14 protein-coding genes are annotated in these 18,279 nt (G+C 50.1%); all 14 read right to left on the reverse strand.

Features of this window, described 5'->3' with window-relative positions:
- Window positions 1-11: 11 nt before the first annotated feature.
- A complete protein-coding gene (gene sufB / locus IMCC21906_RS12915; RefSeq protein ID WP_047012509.1) occupies window positions 12-1,460 on the reverse strand; it encodes a Fe-S cluster assembly protein SufB in 1,449 nt (482 codons plus the stop codon).
- Window positions 1,461-1,728: 268 nt separating this feature from the next.
- Window positions 1,729-3,042 (reverse strand): tRNA lysidine(34) synthetase TilS, encoded by a 1,314-nt coding sequence (tilS, locus tag IMCC21906_RS12920; protein WP_047012510.1) that lies wholly within the window; start codon window positions 3,040-3,042, stop codon window positions 1,729-1,731.
- Window positions 3,043-3,073: 31 nt separating this feature from the next.
- Window positions 3,074-4,024, reverse strand: a complete 951-nt coding sequence (gene accA / locus IMCC21906_RS12925) for an acetyl-CoA carboxylase carboxyl transferase subunit alpha (RefSeq protein WP_047012511.1) — start codon at window positions 4,022-4,024, stop codon at window positions 3,074-3,076.
- Window positions 4,025-4,113: 89 nt separating this feature from the next.
- Window positions 4,114-7,593, reverse strand: a complete 3,480-nt coding sequence (gene dnaE, locus IMCC21906_RS12930) for a DNA polymerase III subunit alpha (RefSeq protein WP_047012512.1) — start codon at window positions 7,591-7,593, stop codon at window positions 4,114-4,116.
- Complete coding sequence (rnhB, locus tag IMCC21906_RS12935; RefSeq protein WP_369795784.1) at window positions 7,583-8,191, reverse strand: ribonuclease HII; 609 nt, start codon at window positions 8,189-8,191, stop codon at window positions 7,583-7,585. The genes dnaE and rnhB overlap by 11 nt, the downstream gene beginning before the upstream one ends.
- 1 nt (window position 8,192) lies before the next feature.
- Window positions 8,193-9,353: a lipid-A-disaccharide synthase gene (gene lpxB / locus IMCC21906_RS12940; RefSeq protein WP_047012514.1), complete on the reverse strand. Its 1,161-nt coding sequence runs from the start codon at window positions 9,351-9,353 to the stop codon at window positions 8,193-8,195.
- A gap of 46 nt (window positions 9,354-9,399) precedes the next feature.
- Window positions 9,400-10,167 (reverse strand): acyl-ACP--UDP-N-acetylglucosamine O-acyltransferase, encoded by a 768-nt coding sequence (lpxA, locus tag IMCC21906_RS12945; RefSeq protein ID WP_369795841.1) that lies wholly within the window; start codon window positions 10,165-10,167, stop codon window positions 9,400-9,402.
- Window positions 10,168-10,199: 32 nt separating this feature from the next.
- Window positions 10,200-10,637, reverse strand: a complete 438-nt coding sequence (gene fabZ / locus IMCC21906_RS12950; RefSeq protein ID WP_047013415.1) for a 3-hydroxyacyl-ACP dehydratase FabZ — start codon at window positions 10,635-10,637, stop codon at window positions 10,200-10,202.
- Window positions 10,638-10,643: 6 nt separating this feature from the next.
- Window positions 10,644-11,681, reverse strand: a complete 1,038-nt coding sequence (gene lpxD, locus IMCC21906_RS12955; RefSeq protein ID WP_047012515.1) for a UDP-3-O-(3-hydroxymyristoyl)glucosamine N-acyltransferase — start codon at window positions 11,679-11,681, stop codon at window positions 10,644-10,646.
- Window positions 11,681-12,190, reverse strand: a complete 510-nt coding sequence (locus IMCC21906_RS12960) for an OmpH family outer membrane protein (RefSeq protein WP_047012516.1) — start codon at window positions 12,188-12,190, stop codon at window positions 11,681-11,683. Before IMCC21906_RS12960 ends, lpxD begins: the two co-directional genes overlap by 1 nt.
- 32 nt (window positions 12,191-12,222) lie before the next feature.
- Entirely contained in the window at window positions 12,223-14,799 is a 2,577-nt protein-coding gene (gene bamA / locus IMCC21906_RS12965; RefSeq protein ID WP_047012517.1) for an outer membrane protein assembly factor BamA, read from the reverse strand.
- 88 nt (window positions 14,800-14,887) lie between these two features.
- On the reverse strand, window positions 14,888-16,246 hold the full coding sequence (gene rseP, locus IMCC21906_RS12970) for an RIP metalloprotease RseP (RefSeq protein WP_047012518.1): 1,359 nt from the start codon (window positions 16,244-16,246) through the stop codon (window positions 14,888-14,890).
- Between the two features lie 10 nt (window positions 16,247-16,256).
- Window positions 16,257-17,435: a 1-deoxy-D-xylulose-5-phosphate reductoisomerase gene (gene ispC / locus IMCC21906_RS12975; RefSeq protein ID WP_047012519.1), complete on the reverse strand. Its 1,179-nt coding sequence runs from the start codon at window positions 17,433-17,435 to the stop codon at window positions 16,257-16,259.
- Complete coding sequence (locus tag IMCC21906_RS12980) at window positions 17,435-18,271, reverse strand: phosphatidate cytidylyltransferase (protein WP_047012520.1); 837 nt, start codon at window positions 18,269-18,271, stop codon at window positions 17,435-17,437. Before IMCC21906_RS12980 ends, ispC begins: the two co-directional genes overlap by 1 nt.
- Window positions 18,272-18,279: the final 8 nt, after the last annotated feature.

Here is an 18,279-nt window from a genome sequence, read left to right on the forward strand (position 1 = left end):
GCGTGTGGCGTTTAGCCCACCGCCCCTTCTAAACTGACTTCAAGCAATTTGCCGGCTTCTACCGCAAACTCCATGGGAAGCTCTTTAAAGACTTCTTTGCAGAACCCGTTGACGATAAGCGACACCGCTTTTTCTGGGTCGAGGCCACGCTGACGGCAAAGATAGAGCTGGTCATCACTGACCTTTGAGGTGGTCGCCTCATGCTCAATTACCGCACTGGGGTTGCGACTTTCTATATACGGGAAAGTGTGTGCCCCACAGCGGTCACCAATCAGCAGTGAATCGCACTGGGTATAGTTGCGCGCCCCCTCGGCACGCTGGCTCATACGCACCAGTCCCCGGTAGGCATTTTCACTGCGACCCGCCGATATCCCCTTGGAGATAATAGTCGAGCGCGTGTTTTTGCCCATGTGAATCATTTTGGTACCGGTATCGGCTTGCTGGAAATTATTGGTCAGCGCCACCGAGTAAAACTCGCCGACACTGTTATCGCCCCGCAGCACAACACTGGGGTATTTCCACGTTACCGCAGAGCCTGTTTCAACCTGGGTCCAGGAGATTTTGGCATTGTCGTGGCAAACACCACGCTTGGTAACAAAGTTGTAAATGCCGCCCTTGCCTTCTTTGTCGCCGGGGTACCAGTTTTGCACCGTGGCGTACTTAATTTGAGCATCACCAAGGGCAACCAATTCCACCACCGCAGCATGGAGCTGGTTTTCATCCCGCATCGGTGCCGTACAACCTTCCAGATAGCTCACATAGCTGCCCTCATCGGCAACAATCAGCGTGCGCTCAAACTGACCGGTTTTGGCTTCGTTAATACGGAAATACGTCGACAGCTCCATGGGACAACGCACACCCTTAGGGATATACACGAAGGAACCATCGCTAAACACGGCGCTGTTCAGGGCCGCAAAGTAGTTATCTTTGCGGGGCACAACGCTTCCCAAATACTTTTTTATCAATTCGGGATAGTCGTGGACAGCTTCAGAAATGGAGCAAAAGATGACCCCAGCCTCTTTCAGTTTTGCACGATACGTCGTGCCCACCGATACCGAGTCAAATACCGCATCAACCGCTACCCCCGCCAGCATTTCCTGCTCATGCAGGGGAATACCCAGTTTCTCGTAGGTGCGTAACAGCTCTGGGTCAACCTCATCCAAGCTCTTGGGCTTGTCAGCCATACTTTTAGGTGCTGAAAAGTACGACAGCGCCTGCAAATCTATCGGCGGATACTTAACATGGGCCCAGCCAGGTTCTTGCATGTTCTGCCAACCCCGATAGGCATCTAAGCGCCATTCCAGCATCCATTCGGGCTCACCTTTTTTGGCAGAAATGAAGCGAATAACATCTTCATTCAGCCCAGGCGGCAGAGTATCCGACTCAATATCGGTATAAAAACCGGCTTCATAGTCGTTTTTCAGCAGCGTATCAATTTGCGCCTGTTCACTTTGTGACATGGTTATGGACTCAAAAATCTATGAATTTCAATCTGCTAGCAATATGTCGACCATCACTAGCGCGGCGATTGTCACCAGACAGGGCCGAGTGTCGCGGCCCAAACATGAGCTTACATTGTGACAAACCTTAGTAAATTACTCAACTATTACTCCAATCTCGGGCTGCATTATAGCAGCTGACCCGCCGCAAGGCTCCCAGAAGCCGCCATCAACGGACTCTACAGGCATTTAAAACAAAAATTGGAGCAGTGTTAGTCCCACAATTGTATTAATGACGATGCCAAACGACGGTCAAACCCTGCTTCGGGTCTGCCACATAAAACGGCTGACAAACGGCCAAATCAGCCACTGCCGCCAGCTCGCCATCACAGTAGATAAGCGGCACATTTTCTCGCAGCCACGGGGGGACCCCCCAATCTTGCAGTAATTTTTTAAGCTTGTGGCGCCCATTACGACCCGGAAGCTGACAACGTTCACCACCTTGCCGGAAACTTACTTCAAGCTGACCCTGGGGACGAAAATGCCCTTCACGCCTAAGCAGCAAACTTCCCCCAGCTGGCAAGCTAAGCTTGTCATTCAGGGACCATGGCAGCAATTGTGGCTCCACAACACCAGCGGTCATCGGCAAGCAAAACAAGCACTGCTGAAACCGTAAAAACCGATGCCCGGCTATTTGCATCTCCGGCTGGGCATCAGGCTCTGAGGCCAGCATTTGCTGACAGAGCTGTTCCAGCTGCGCCACTTGCAAATTGACACCGGCAAATTGCAAAGCAAATTGCCGCAACAGCGCCCGCTGACGTTGTGACGAATAGCCCGCCAAACCGCGCAAATCCAGCCCCCCTTCGCGGTTCAACAAAGCTGCCAGGTCTTCGCTCAGGTATTCACTTAATAGCTGGGCCGCATCGCGCTGCAAACCCATTACTCTTGATAATCGCCCAGCGTAATCCGGCCAATATTCGGCCAGCACAGGCATCAGCTTATGGCGAAGAAAATTACGAGTGAAGCGAACATCATCGTTGCTCGGGTCTTCCTGCCACTCTAATCCCGCGTGATGTGCGTAGTCTTTGAGTTGCTGACGGCGCTGAGTTAACAAAGGCCGCAGCAACTGCCCCCGACCTAAATCTCGAAATGGCGGCATGCCCGACAAGCCCATAGGACCGCTGCCACGAAGAAGTCGAATAAAAAAAGTCTCTACTTGATCGTCTTGATGGTGGCCTAGCAACAACAGCTCATTGCTCTCGACTAAGGCTTCAAAAGCCTGATAGCGGGCTTCTCTGGCCATCTTTTCAAGACCTTGCCGGCTACCGCTGATGGATACCGATACCGTGTCGCAGGGAATATTAAGCGTCTGACAAAAATCCACACAAGCTTGCTGCCAACTATCTGCTTGAGACTGCAAGCCATGATTAATATGCACTGCCCGTAACTCCGGGCGCTGAGTTTGGGGCCACAGGGCAAGACATGCGGCTGTGGCATGAAGCAAAACCGTCGAATCCACCCCACCACTGAAGGCCACCCAGAAACGCGAACGGCCCATAAAGGGCCGCAGCTGTCGGTCAAGCTCTGATTGCAACTGGTCCATTACCGGTTCCAGAGTGCGCTGTCGCGCTTAATCAACTTTTACCGTAAGACATCAAGCGATCGTAGCGAGTCGCCAAAAGATCGTTTTCTGGCAAGCTTTGCAAGCGCGCCAATTCACTGAGCAAATGCGCTTTTACCCGCTCGGCCATTTTATCGATATCTCGATGGGCTCCGCCCTCTGGCTCAGCAATAGTGGCATCAACAATACCCAGCTCTTCCAAAATCGTTGAGGTTAAGCCCATGGCCTCTGCGGCATCCGGGGCAAACTCAGAGCTTTTCCAAATAATATTGGCACAGCCTTCTGGAGAAATCACAAAGTAGGTTGAGTACTGGAGCATGGCAATATGATCACCCACACCAATACCTAAGGCACCGCCCGAACTGCCCTCACCGATGACCACGCAGATAATAGGCGTTTTTAATCGGGACATGACCGCCAGGTTTTGGGCAATAGCTTCACTAATGCCCCGCTCTTCACTGTCGATGCCCGGATACGCTCCCGGCGTGTCGATCAGTGTCACAATCGGCATATTAAAGCGTTCGGCCATTTCCATCAGACGCAGTGCTTTACGATAGCCTTCGGGCTTAGGCATACCAAAGTTGCGCTTCACTTTTTCTTGTACGCCACGACCTTTTTCTTGGCCGATAACCATCACTGGCATACCGTCTAAGCGGCCAATACCTGCAACAATGGCGCTATCGTCGCCAAAGTGGCGATCGCCATGCAGCTCGTCAAAATCCGTGAAAATCCGACGAATATAATCAAGGCAATAAGGGCGCATGGGGTGACGGGCAATTTTAACCACATCCCAGGCCGTCAGATTAGAAAAGATTTTTTCGGTCAGCTTGCTGCTTTTTTCCCGAAGCTTGGCAATCTCTTCCGTAATATTAATGTCGTTATCATTGCCCACCAGCTGCAGTTCTTCGATCTTGGCTTCAAGCTCGGCGATGGGTTGTTCGAAATCGAGATAATTAGGATTCATTTCTTCTCTTGTTTCGCTGTTTGCACCGTCTGTGGCCTAAGTACTACAAATCCCTGCAATACCTGGCAGTGTGAGGTGGTGATTATACGTTATTCGTAATTGATGACCACGTTATTAGTGCCATAGTCATCTCTTAATCGTTGTAATAATTCATCTTTGGGAAGAATTTTCCACTCTTCACCAAAGCGTAACCGGGCATAGCCTTCGGGCCGTTGATACTGCACAACCACCGGGCAGCGACCCCCTTTAGCTACCGTCAATGCCCCTTTAAGCTGTTCAACATTGCTTGCCAGCAATCTGTCAGAAGAAAGGCTCAGTACCAGTTCCTTGGCATTTTGCTCTCGCGCTTCAGCCAAGCTGCGCACCGATTTAACCCGCATTTTTTTGCCACCGCTATACTCGTCGAAACTGCAAATACCTTCAACAACTAACACGGTGTCCTTGAGTAGCTTGTCACGGTTTGATTCATAACTATCGCTAAATAGTGCCACCTCTATGCGTGCCGTACGATCATCAAGCTGGACAAAGGCCATGGTATCGCCGCGTTTGTTTTTCATGGTACGCATATTCACCACCAAACCGGCGATGGTCTGTGCTTGCTTATCTGGATTTAAATCGACGATTTTTCGCGGCACAAATCGTCTTAGCTCATCCTCGTAATCATCAATGGGGTGACCGGTAACATAGAGTCCCAGCGTGTCTTTCTCGCCTTGTAAGCGCTCTTTGGTGTTCCAGCGCCGGACACTGCGAAAACTCTGATAGACATCGCGATTATCCACTGCCAAGGTGTCGCCAAATAAATCAACCATGCCACTTTCTGCATTTTTGGCAGACTGCTCAGCGCCTTGCACGGCCTCGCCCATCGCGGCCATTAGCACCGCTCGATCTTCACCCAAATCGTCAAAGGCGCCGGCACGAATCAGGGCCTCGATAGCGCGCTTATTCACCTTGCGAGGGTCTGTACGCTCGCAAAAATCAAATAGATTCTTGAAATCACCACCGGCGTTGCGGGCGGCAATAATATTCTCCACAGGGCCTTCGCCCAGGCCTTTGATCGCCCCCAGACCGTAAACGATTTGTCCCCGATCGTTGACGGTAAACATATACTCACCCTCGTTCACCGAAGGAAGCTTGTATTCCAGCTTCATGTCCCGACATTCTTCGATAAAGATCACAATCTTATCGGTGTTATCGAGTTCTGAGCTCATTACTGCTGCCATAAACGGCGCGGGATAGTGGGTTTTTAACCATGCGGTTTGATAGGAAACCAGTGCATAGGCTGCCGAATGAGATTTGTTAAAACCGTAGCCGGCAAACTTTTCCATCAAGTCGAAGATGTTAGACGCGAGGTTTTTGTCAAAACCCTTATTCACCGCGCCTTCCATAAAAAGGACCCGCTGTTTTTCCATCTCTTCGGGTTTTTTCTTACCCATCGCCCGACGCAGCAAATCGGCGCCGCCTAGCGTGTAACCGCCCATCTCCTGAGCAATCTGCATAACCTGTTCTTGATACAGAATAATGCCGTAAGTCGGCCCAAGAATCGGCTTTAGACAGTCGTGCTGGTACTGAGGATGGGGGTAGGCCAGCTCGGCGCGACCGTGCTTACGATTAATAAAGTCGTCGACCATCCCTGACTGCAGCGGGCCGGGACGAAACAAAGCAACCAATGCAATAATGTCTTCAAAACAGTCAGGTAGCAGCCGCTTGATAAGATCTTTCATACCCCGGGATTCCAACTGGAATACCGCCGTGGTTTCTGCTTTCTTCAGCAAATCAAAGCTGGCCACATCTTCCAATGGGATAGCCATAATATCTAAGGGCTGTTCATTGACCTTGCTTCGTTGAGCATTAATTATTTTAAGCGCCCAGTCGATAATAGTGAGGGTACGCAGCCCCAAAAAGTCAAACTTAACCAGCCCGGCGTCTTCGACATCGTTTTTATCAAACTGGGTTACCAGGCCCGCTCCCGATTCATCACAGTACAGCGGTGCAAAATCGGTGAGTTTGGAGGGCGCGATAACAACCCCCCCCGCATGCTTACCAACACCACGTACTACACCTTCCAGCTGCTGGGCCATATCCCAAATTTCTTGGGCCTGTTCATCCGCCGCAAGAAAGTCCCGCAGCTCACCCTCTTGCTCAAAGGCTTTTTCAAGGGTGATCCCCACTTCAAAAGGAATCAATTTGGAAAGCTTATCGGCTAAGCCATAAGATTTGCCCTGTACCCTAGCAACGTCCCGCACCACCGCCTTGGCCGCCATGGTGCCAAAAGTAATAATCTGGCTCACCGCATCACGACCATAATTATCGGCTACATAGCTGATAACCCGATCTCGACCTTCCATGCAAAAATCGACATCGAAATCGGGCATAGAAACCCGCTCAGGATTCAGAAAGCGCTCAAACAGCAGATCGTATTCAATAGGGTCAAGGTCGGTAATTTTTAGCGCATACGCCACTAAGGACCCCGCACCAGACCCCCGCCCCGGTCCCACCGGAATCGCGTTATCTTTGGCCCACTGAATAAAGTCCATTACGATGAGGAAGTAACCGGGAAACCCCATTTGCAGAATAATATTGAGCTCAAAATCCAGCCGCTCCCGATACTCTTTTTCCGTTTCGGGATAAGTGGGGGCATTGGGATCAAAGAGAAACTCTAAACGCTCGGTCAAACCGTCGTGACAAAGCTTGCGGAAGAAAACCTCCTGGGTCATTCCCTCAGGAATGGGGTACTCGGGTAGATAGTAGGTACCCAGCTCAATTTCCAAGTTGCAGCGCTTGGCAATCTCGACACTGTTTTGCAAGGCTTCTGGGATGTCAGCAAAAAGCGCCAACATTTCGTCGGGGCTGCGCAGGTATTGCTGATCACTGTAACTGCGGGGGCGACGAGGATCATCCAAGGCTCGACCATCGCGGATACACACCCGTGCCTCATGGGCCTCAAACTCATCACTTTCTAAAAACCGTACATCGTTGGTGGCAACCACGGGGCAGTCACTTTGCGCCGCAAGGCTCGCCGCCGCGTGGATATAGTCTTCTTCATACTGGCGGCCGGTGCGCTGTAGTTCTAAATAGTAGCGATCACCAAATACCCCTTGCCAACGTGCCAGCGCCGCACTGGCCAAATCCTGCTTGCCACCAACAAGAAGCTGACCTACATCGCCGTCTCGGGCACCCGACAGTACGATGAGCCCCTCATTCAACTCTTCTACCCAGCTTCGAAAAATATAGGCCTTTCCTAGATGCTGGCCCTGAAGGTAGGCACGAGAAATCAGCTCGGTAAGGTTTTTATAGCCTTTTACATTTTGCGCAAGCAAACACAGGCTCGATACTTGATCGGAATCCTCGTCCTCTTTTAAAAAGAAATCGGCTCCAAAAATAGGTTTTAAGCCTGCGCTTTGCGCGGCCTTCTGGAATTTAATCAGCGCGTAAAAATTGCAAAGATCCGTTAAGGCTACCGCTGGCATTCCCATTGCTGCCACCGACTTACACAACGATTTAACCCGGACAACACCGTCGACTAAGGAATATTCGGAATGCACCCGCAGGTGAACAAATTCACTTGTCATTTGCGTCCTCCAATAAAGCTTTGACGGGGCCGTAGCTACGCCGATGAATGGCTGTAACACCCAATTGTTTTAGCGCCGCAAGATGTATTTTGGTGGGATAGCCTTTGTGGCCAGCCAAACCATAGCCAGGGTATTGCTCATCCAGGACCTGCATTTCGCGATCCCTGGTGACTTTGGCCAGAATTGAAGCGGCAGCAATAGCCTGCACTCGACTATCGCCTTTAACAACCGCTTCTGAGCGATAAGGCCACTTAGGCAAACGATTGCCATCCACCAAGACCATCTCGGGTTGTGGGCTCAGGCCTTGAACCGCCCGGTGCATCGCCAAAAGACTGGCGTGTAAAATATTTAACTGATCAATTTCTTCTACACTGGCCCGAGCAATACTGAAACACAACGCTTTCTCCTGTATTTCGATAAACAGCGCTTCACGCCGTTTTGCCGTTAAGGTTTTAGAATCATTTAAGCCCAAAATGGGCTTGTGAGGATCCAAAATCACCGCTGCGGTAACCACATCACCACACAGTGGGCCGCGCCCAACCTCGTCAACACCCGCCGTCAGTAGCGGGTAATCCTGAACGGAAAATAAATCATCCATTTCAGGCATCCGTGACCTCGGCCACCCCAGCCAACCTTAAAACAACCTCCGCCGCTCTATCACTGGCCTTGCGGGCAAGGCCTTGGTGAATTGCCCTAAACTCAACAAGCAATGCCTCTCGATGATTGGCATTATCCAGCTGCTCCAATATCAAAGGGCCAATGACTTCCGGGCAGACTTCATCTTGTCGTAGCTCAGGCACCAACGCTCGCTGGGCCAGTAAATTTGGCAGTGAAAAATGTGGCGTTTTTATCATTCGGGAAATAATTTTGTAAGACCACTTACCAAAGCGATACGCCACCACCATCGGCCGCTGCAGCAGCAGTGCTTCCAGGCTAGTCGTACCCGACGCCATTAATACCGCGTCGGCCGCAGCCATCACCGTCCGAGAGCGGCCGAGTATCACTCTGACAGGCAAATCTTTTGACTGGCTTGCCACAATCTCTAAAATTTGAGCTTTTCGCTCAGGGTTAGCGGCGGGAATCAAAAACTCAATGCCGGGGTGAGATCGCCGCAACCATTCAGCAGCGCCTAAAAACGGCACCATCAATTGTGCCACTTCACCACTGCGACTGCCGGGAAGAATAGCAACCACCTGCTGCGCTGCAGACAAATCCAGTTCAGCTCTGGCGGCGACCTGCTGATCTTCCATTGGAATCTGGTCGGCAAGAGGATGGCCAACACAACTCACTGGCACACCGTGCTCTTGATAAAAGGCTTCCTCAAAGGGGAATAGCGTCAACATATGATCCACCGCTTGAGCGATGGTTTTTATTCTACCTTGACGCCATGCCCACACCGACGGACTCACATAATGAATCGTCTTTATGCCCCGCTGGCGAAGGAATTTTTCGATATTAAGATTAAAGTCAGGAGAGTCTATGCCAATAACCACATCGGGCTGCCAATTTAGCAGATGTGATTTAACCAAGCGCCGAAGGCGCAATAATTCAGGCAACCGTTTTAAGGGTTCAACTAGCCCCATTACCGCCAAACGGTCCATCTCGCAAAGGCTGTGAAACCCCTGCTCGATCATCAGTGGACCACCCACCCCTTCAAACTGAGCATCGGGTATTCTGGCGCGGATCGACTTAACTAAGTCGGCACCCAGAATATCTCCCGATGCCTCTCCGGCGATAATGCCGATACGCAGTGCAGCCATAATAGTATTAAGTACCTGGAGGTTGTGGTGCTACGGGGCAAAAAAACTATCGCGTAATACCGCGGGTAGACTCTGTTAGCGATTTTAACAATAAATCTACTTCAGAAAACTCATCCACAAGAGGCTTCAATTTTTCCACCGCCTCGGCCACAGTAAGACCTTGACGGTAAATAATTTTATAGGCCTTGCGAATGGCAGTAATAGCTTCCGACGAGAAACCTCGACGCCGAAGACCTTCAGCATTAATGGTTTTCGCTTCGGCTGGGGAGCCGCTCACCGTCACGTAAGCAGGCACATCTTTACTAATACCTGAGCCATAACCTGTAAAGCTATGGGCTCCCACTTGGCAGAACTGATGCACCAAGGTATAGCCGCTCAGAATTGCCCAGTCCCCCACCACGACATGACCTGCCAAAGCCGTATTATTCACTAGAATGCAATGGTCACCCACTATTGAATCATGGCCAATATGCACATAGGCCATAATCAAATTATGACTGCCAACAATGGTTTTACCCTGATCCTGAATCGTGCCGCGATGAATCGTGACGCATTCGCGAATGATATTGTTATCACCAACGATTAGCTCAGTGGGCTCGCCGTTGTATTTTAAGTCTGGTGTATCTTCACCGACACTGGAAAATTGATAAATGGTATTGTTTGTGCCTATCCGGCTAGGGCCTTTAAGCACAACGTGAGAACGGATATCGCAGCCCTCACCAAGCTCAACCTGAGGACCAACAATCGTCCAAGGACCTATTTTGCAATTGGCACCAATAATTGCTTCCGGGTCAATAATCGACCGGGGGTCAATTTCTGCACTGGGGTGAATACTTCCCGCCACGATTAGCGCTTCCGATCAATACAAAGAATAGTCGCAGAACAGGCCAGCTGGTCTTCTACATAGGCCTGACATTCAAACTTCCATAAGCCCCGCTTATCGGAGACATACTGCGCTTTTAATATTAACTGATCACCCGGCACAACTTGGCGTTTGAAGCGCGCATTATCGACGCCTGCAAACATATAAATAGAACCGTCAGAAGGTTTTTTGTCTAGCGTTTTAAAGCCCAAAATACCCGCAGCCTGAGCCATGGCTTCGATAATCAACACCCCTGGCATAATCGGTAGGCTGGGGAAGTGGCCATTAAAATGTGGTTCGTTTCCCGTCACATTTTTTACCGCGACAACAGATTCCCCCAAATTCAATTCGATGACTTTATCTACCAGCAAAAAAGGATAACGCTGGGGCAAATATTCTTTAACTTCATTGACATCCATCACCATGGCTCAATTTTTTCCTTCTTTGTTTTTTAATTGCTTTTCTAAACCCACGACCCGGCGATGCAGCTCGTCCAGCTTGCTAAAGCGAGCAAAATTTTTCCGCCACAAATTTGATGCCATAGCAATGACGCCACCGGAATAAGAGCCCGGTTTATCAATCGATTTGGAGACCAAGCTGCGAGCAGTAATCTGTACATTATCCGCTATTTCTACGTGACCAATCACCCCAACATTCCCTGCAAAAGTGCAATTTTTACCAATCTTGGTACTGCCAGCCACTTGGCAACATCCGGCCATTGCAGTGTTATCACCAATTTCAACGTTGTGAGCAATCATTGTCTGATCATCTAGAATCACGCCATTGCCAATGATGGTATCGCTTAGCGCTCCTCTATCAATGGTGGAGTTCGCCCCTATCTCTACCCGTTTTCCAATTTTAACGCTGCCAAGCTGGTGAATTTTTATCCAGCCTTCATCACTGGGAGCAAAACCAAATCCATCAGCACCAATAACGGTGCCAGAATGGATGACACAGTCATCGCCCATGCTGACGCTGTGATACACAGTAACATTGGCATGTAGCAAGCAATTGCGACCTAACCGTACATTCTCCCCAATAACCGTGCCCGGACCAATAACGCAACCTTCCGCGATTTCAGCGCCGGCCTCTATCACACAGTTCGCCCCAACCGACGCCGATGGATGTACCTGATCAGAGGCCACTACCGCACTAGGATGAATACCTAATCGAGGTCGCTGCCAAGCATCAAACAACGCACTAACGCGGGCGTAACTGAGATAAGGATTAGTAGACAGCAGCACATTTGTGGGACACAAATCTGCCATATCAGGATGCACAATCACTGCAGAGGCAGCACTCTGCTCTAAACTGGATTTAAACTTAACACTGGAAAGAAAACTAAGCTCCCCTTTACCGGCTGACGCCAAGGGCGCCAAACCGGTGAGAAGCTCATCGCCTTGCCCACGAAAAGGAAGATCAAGAGTGGCAGCAAGTTCTGCCACGCTATAAGTGGGCCCGGGCATTATTTGGACTGATTAAGCTTATCTGCCACTTTCGCCGTGATGTCAAAATCGCTCTCGACATGCATTACAGACTGACGTGGTAACAACAAGCCAATATTTTCGTCTTTGATGATCTGCGGCAAAATTTTCTGCAGAGTAGGACCAACTTCCTGCATGATTGACTGCATTTCTTGCTTCTGAGCTGCCTCTAGCTTCTTAGCAATATGCTCAGCATCACCACGCTTGGCATCAATTTTGTTCTTCCGGGTAATTTTTTGCTCGTTGCTCAAAATATCCATGTCTTTTTGAAACTGTTGAACCAACTTTTCAAACTCTTTTTTAATGCCTTCTAGTTCTTTCACATTATTTTGAAAGTCTGACTGGTTCCGCAATGCATTAATTCGGCCTTTCGCCAAATCGGTATTCATCACTGCGGCTTCCAAATCCAATACCGCAATGCGGCCTTCGGCCATCACATTAGCAGCAAACGTGGCCATCAACATGACTACTGCAACTCTAAGAAACTTCATTGTAAACTCCTGCTTTTATATAGTGTTGAGAATTAAAAAGTACGTCCAAGAGAGAACTGGAAGATTTCAGTTTCATCCTCTTTCTCGTCATTAAGTGCCCGGCCCAAACTAAAGGTAAGAGGGCCAAAGCCTGACAACCATGTCACCCCTATCCCTGCTGAATAACGCAACTGCCCCAAATCAGGTTCTGAGCAATTAATCTGAGCTATACCACAACTAGTGCTAAACACATTACCCGCGTCAAAAAACAAGCCGCTTCGTACTGAACGCTGATCTTTGACAAAGGGTAAGGGAAACAGCAACTCAATCGAGCCTTCCACCAAAACGTTACCACCAAACGGATCCGTATCCCGGCGAGTACCTACAACCACTAGTTTATTGGTGGTCGGGTCTAACACATAGCCAGCATCATCAGAGAAGGTAGCCGCATTGTTTGAGGCATCCAAGGCGACAACCGCACGCCTAAAGTTATAAATATCTGCCGGGCTACTGCGTGGTCCTAAGGTGTTACTGCGATAACCGCGGACCGAGCCAAAACCACCGGCATAGAAATTTTCAAAGAAAGGCAGTTGATCCAGCTCCCCATAACCATCGCCATAACCTAACTGGGTTTTAAACCGCAAGGTCCAACTATTGGTAATGGGAAAATAAATCTGCCCTTCATAATTCAGCTTGAAAAACTCCAGGTCCGAACCGGGTACAGCCACCGACAAACCGACGGTTTGCGAAGAACCCCGGGTCGCAAAAATACCTCTATTCAAGGTCGAGCGACGATAGGAAACACCCGTTGTAAAGTTATCGAACTCACTGCCGAACTTATCCAGAAAGCCTTCTTCTTCAGGTGGACTAAGGGCGTTTGGATCAAGGTTCTCTATCGGCGTCAGGGTTTCCGGACCACTGTAGGTACCATCGTCATTCTGGGCAGACTCAATGTAGAAATTAATATCGTCCAATAACCGCGGGCTGGTAATAATTTCTTTTACCGCGGTCGCGCCTGCATCGATCTCAGTACGACTGACACCAAGGTCAAAATTAATCCGCTCAATTTCAGACAAGGGGTAGCCAAAGTTAACGGTGGCACCGTAAGTGTCACTGGTGTAACTGGCAACGTTAATTTCTTCCAGGTCCGTTGATCGGAAGTACATGGTAAAACCACGTGAAACACCATCTTCTGTGTAATACGGGTTTAAATAATTAAAGCTGGCACTTTTTTGATATGCACTTTGTGAAACACCAAAGCCAACCTGTTTACCGCTACCAAAGAAGTTGTTCTGCTGAATATTAGCGCTCAACAACAAGCCGCTATCCTGAGAGAAGCCCACACTGGCACCGAGGCTACCAGAGCTTTGCTCTTCAACCTCATACACCAAGTCGATCATGTCGTCGGTGCCGGCAACCTCATTCGTTTTCACCTCTGCACCTTTGAAAAAGCCTAGCCGCTCCAGGCGAATACGAGAGCGCTCAATTTTATCGGAAGACGCTGGCGCAGCCTCCATTTGGCGCATTTCCCGTCGCAATACTTGATCAGATGTTTTGGAGTTGCCTTTAAATTGAATGCGGCGAACATAGGTGCGCTTACCCGGATCAATAAAAAACTTTATTAATACCGAGTTATCTTCTTCATTCACTTCTGGAATGCCGCGAACCTTGGCAAAATTATACCCTTCGTTACCTAATCGCTTGGTAAGGAATTCTTCTGTGCTGGTGACCAATGCCTGGGAAAATACCTGGCCTTTTTTCACTAAAACAAAGCGCTCAAGATCATCTTCAGGCAATACCAAATCACCAGAGAGCTCTGTACCACTGATTTCGTACTTCTCACCTTCAATGACATTAACCGTAATATAAACGCTCTTTCGATTAGGGCTAATCGCCACCTGCACGGAGTCAGCGTTAAACTTCAGGTAACCCCGGTCCAAGTAGTAAGAGTCCAGTTTTTCCAGGTCGCCTCTTAACTTCTCTCTGGAATATTTATCCGCACTGCTAAACCAGCTAAACAAACCGCCGTATTTCAACTCAAACTCGTCTAAAAGTGTATCGTCGTCATAGACAGTGTTACCGACAATATTGATATGTTTGATTTTGGCATTGTTGCCTTCATCAATATTGATAGACAAGGACACTCGGTTACGAGGCTGAGCCACAACATCAGTCTCAATACTCGCATCGTAGCGGCCCTGAGACACATATTGCCGCGTTAACTCTAAACGCATATTGTCCAGTGTCGCGCGCTTAAAGACCTGCCCTTCCGACAAGCCCGCCCCTTTCAGGCCGTCTAACAATGCCTCAGTTTCTAGTGCCTTGTTGCCTTCAATCGTAATTTCGCTAATGGCTGGCCGTTCTTCAACACCGACCACCAAAACGTCGCCATCGATACCAATACGAATGTCATCGAAATTGCCCGTGCGAAATAGTGCCCGGGTGGCATTGGCCATCGATGCCGATGACGCCGAATCGCCGACACTGATCGGCATTGCCGAGAACACGGTATCAGCAGAGATTCGTTGCAAGCCTTCTACACGAATGTCCGAAATCACCACGGAGTTTTGGGCCATAGCGCCAAAACTTAGCGACAGCAAAAGAGAACTAAGAGCAACAATGCGTTTCATCAAAAACAAAAAACCAAGGCTTAGGGCCCCAAGAAAACATCATCCCGGGTGCCACTTATTCAAATTCGAATACGCTGTGCGCCAAAAATCAAAGGCGCAATACGTCGTTATATAAAGCAAATACCATCAAGCAAACCACTAACAGCAAACCTACTTGATTGGCTAGGGCCTGCACTTTCTCAGTCACGGGCTTACCACTGCCCCACTCAATCAGCGCATAAACGATGTGACCACCATCGAGAACCGGCACTGGTAACAGGTTTAAAACCGCTAAGCTAACACTCAATAAAGCCAAAAAGCTCAACCACGCGAAAACCCCGTACTGGGCCGAAGAGCTGGCCACTTTAGCAATGGTTATCGGGCCACTCAAGTTTTTCGGAGAAAGAAGCCCAGTGATCATTTTTTTTATGGACTCTAAAGTGAAGGCACTCATCTTGTAGGTTTTAGCTACCGCAGCTGAAAATCCGCTAAAAATGCCATAATCCACCGTTCTGCGCATGGATTCAGGCCACTCTGGCATGACTGCGCTCACTCCAGCAAAACCAAAAGCCTTGCCCTCTTCATCTAACTTTCTATCTGGTGTAAAGCGCAGAGAGACAAGCGCATCTCCCCGCTCTACAAGTAAAATCATCTCGACTCCGGGGCTACTTCTAACTAAGTCTACCCACTCAGCCCAATCTGCCATCGGCTGGCCATCGACACTGACAACCAAATCACCGCTTTGCATTCCCGCCCGCTCAGCTGCGCCGCCAGCAACCACCTCATCCACTTGCGCTTCGACCTTGGGCACATACAGCTGCACCCCAAGCTCTTTCAGCGGGTTAGGCTCATCGACATCACTCATCCAGCGCTCAAGCTGAACCTCGGTGTGCTGCACATTGTCACTGCCTTTCGGCTTAACAGCGAATGCCAGCTTACCTTGTTCACCGATACGCTCGAGCAACTGCATTTGCAGCGCTTCCCAGGTTGGGGTTTCTTCGCCATCAACGGCAACAATTTCTTGTCCGGTCTGCAAACCCGCTTGCTCAGCCAACGAGCCGGGAACGACCGTATCAATAATGGGGGCAACGCCATTCACACCATTAAGAAACACCGCCCAATATACCAACACCGCGAGAATAAGGTTTGCCACAGGCCCCGCTGCGGCAATAGCAATACGCTTAGCAGGTGACGCTCGGCTAAAAGCCTGGTCTAGCTCATGATCAGCTACCGGACCTTCGCGTTCGTCCAGCATTTTGACGTAACCACCCAAGGGGATACCGGCGAGCACATATTCAGTACCACTGCGATCAGTCCATTTTAATAACGGCTTGCCAAAGCCCACAGAAAAACGCAGCACCTTAATGCCGCAACGCCGAGCCACCCAAAAATGTCCAAACTCGTGAATAGCAACCAAAATCGCCAAGGTCGCCACAGTAACAAGTATTGTTTGTAAGACTTCTAGCATCTTCTCGCCCTCACGCCGTCGAACGACGGGCAACCACTTCCTCTGCAAGACGACGCGCCTGCGCATCGGCGTCTTGGACATCCTCCAGGGACAGCGGTTCAATAATGGATACGCGGTTCATTATGGCATCGATAACCTTTGGAATATCGACATAAGACAGGCGTTTTTCTAAAAATGCTGCAACGGCCACTTCATTGGCTGCATTTAGTACCGCACTGGCACTGCCCCCGGTTTCCGCTGCTTCCCTAGCCAAACGCAAACACGGGAAACGCGTCTCGTCGGGCGCCTCAAAATCCAAACGGCCCTGGGCAATAATATCTAACGGTGCCACGCCTGAGACAATACGCTCAGGCCACGCTAAGGCATGGGCGATAGGGGTTCGCATATCAGGGTTACCCAGCTGCGCCAACACTGAGCCATCGACATACTCCACCATAGAGTGGATCACGCTCTGGGGGTGAACAACCACCTCTATGCTCTCGGGTGGCGTGTGGAAAAGCCAACAAGCCTCTATCAGCTCCAAGCCCTTATTCATCATGGTGGCCGAATCTACCGATATCTTTCGACCCATCGACCAATTGGGATGGGCACAAGCCTCATCAGGAGTAACGCTATTTAATTCATCTAAAGCACGGGTGCGAAACGGCCCCCCGGACCCCGTTAACAACACCCGGCGCACGCCTAATGGCACCAGGCCGTCGCGACCCACTGCTGGCAAACACTGAAAAATGGCGTTGTGTTCACTGTCTATCGGCAATAATTGAGCGCCACTGCGGGCCACCGCCTCCATAAACAGGCCACCCGCCATCACCAGCGACTCTTTATTGGCGAGCAAGACTTTGCGTCCCGCTTCCACCGCCGCCAAGGTTGGCATCAGCCCGGCAGAACCCACAATGGCCGCCATGACAACATCCGCACTGGCGGCCACCTCAAGTAACCCAGCTTCGCCAGCCAGCACCTCAGTAGGCAAGCCTTCTTGCTTTAAACGCTTCGCAAAAGCCGGTACCAGACTCTCATCTCGGAGCACAGCGTAACGAGGACGATGGGTTTTCACCTGTTCAAACAGTTGTTTATCGCTACGATTAGCCGTCAGCGCAAACACCTCAAAGGTCTCTGGGTGACGCGATAAAACATCCAGGGTGCTATGGCCTATTGAGCCGGTTGAACCCAGTACCGTTACACGCTGCACTAAGCTGCCCCCACCGACAACAGGCCCAACGTAAAGACGGGAATAGCTGCAGTCAAACTATCGATTCGGTCCATCAGGCCGCCATGTCCCGGCAACAACTGGCCACTGTCTTTAATTCCCCGGTGACGCTTAACCATACTTTCTAACAAGTCACCTAAAACAGACGCGAGCGCAGTAAAACCTGCCAACACCAACATCGACAAGAAACCCGCAGGCATCGCTTCGCCAAAAATCACAAACAACACGGTCATCAACAACATTGCCGAACCTAGCCCGCCCCAAAACCCAGCCCAGGACTTGCCGGGGCTGACGGAAGGCGCAAGCTTGGCTTTACCCCAAGCCCGACCGACAAAATACGCGCCAATATCTGCTGCCGCCACCAGGGCAATGACCAGTAATATTAACCACACTCCGCCTTCGAGAAACCGCAGATAACTAACCGACAACCAACCTGGTGCCAATACCAACAGGCCAATAAATGCCCGCATGGTTTTAGAACCCCAAAGCCCGGCGCTTGCGGGGTAAGCTTTAACCCAAAGCAACGCAATAGCCCACCAAGCACATGCAGCGACCATCACATCACGAACCTTTAGCGGGTTCACATCGGAAAACAGCGCCACATTTAAGGCCAGCGCCAGCATGACCGTAAAACACCCAGCAACAAAAAGACCACGGCCCAGGCGACTTTCAAAGCCACTCATGTCAGACCATTCCCATGCCGCCATTAAAATCAGTACCGCAAACACCGCCGCCAGCCAACTCGCCGATAAAAATGCCAACGCAGCAAACAACGCAACAACAATCAATACGGCGGTTATCACTCTTTGTTTAAGCATGTTCGGCC

The sequence above is a fragment of the Spongiibacter sp. IMCC21906 genome, assembly GCF_001010805.1.
Taxonomy (GTDB): domain Bacteria; phylum Pseudomonadota; class Gammaproteobacteria; order Pseudomonadales; family Spongiibacteraceae; genus Spongiibacter.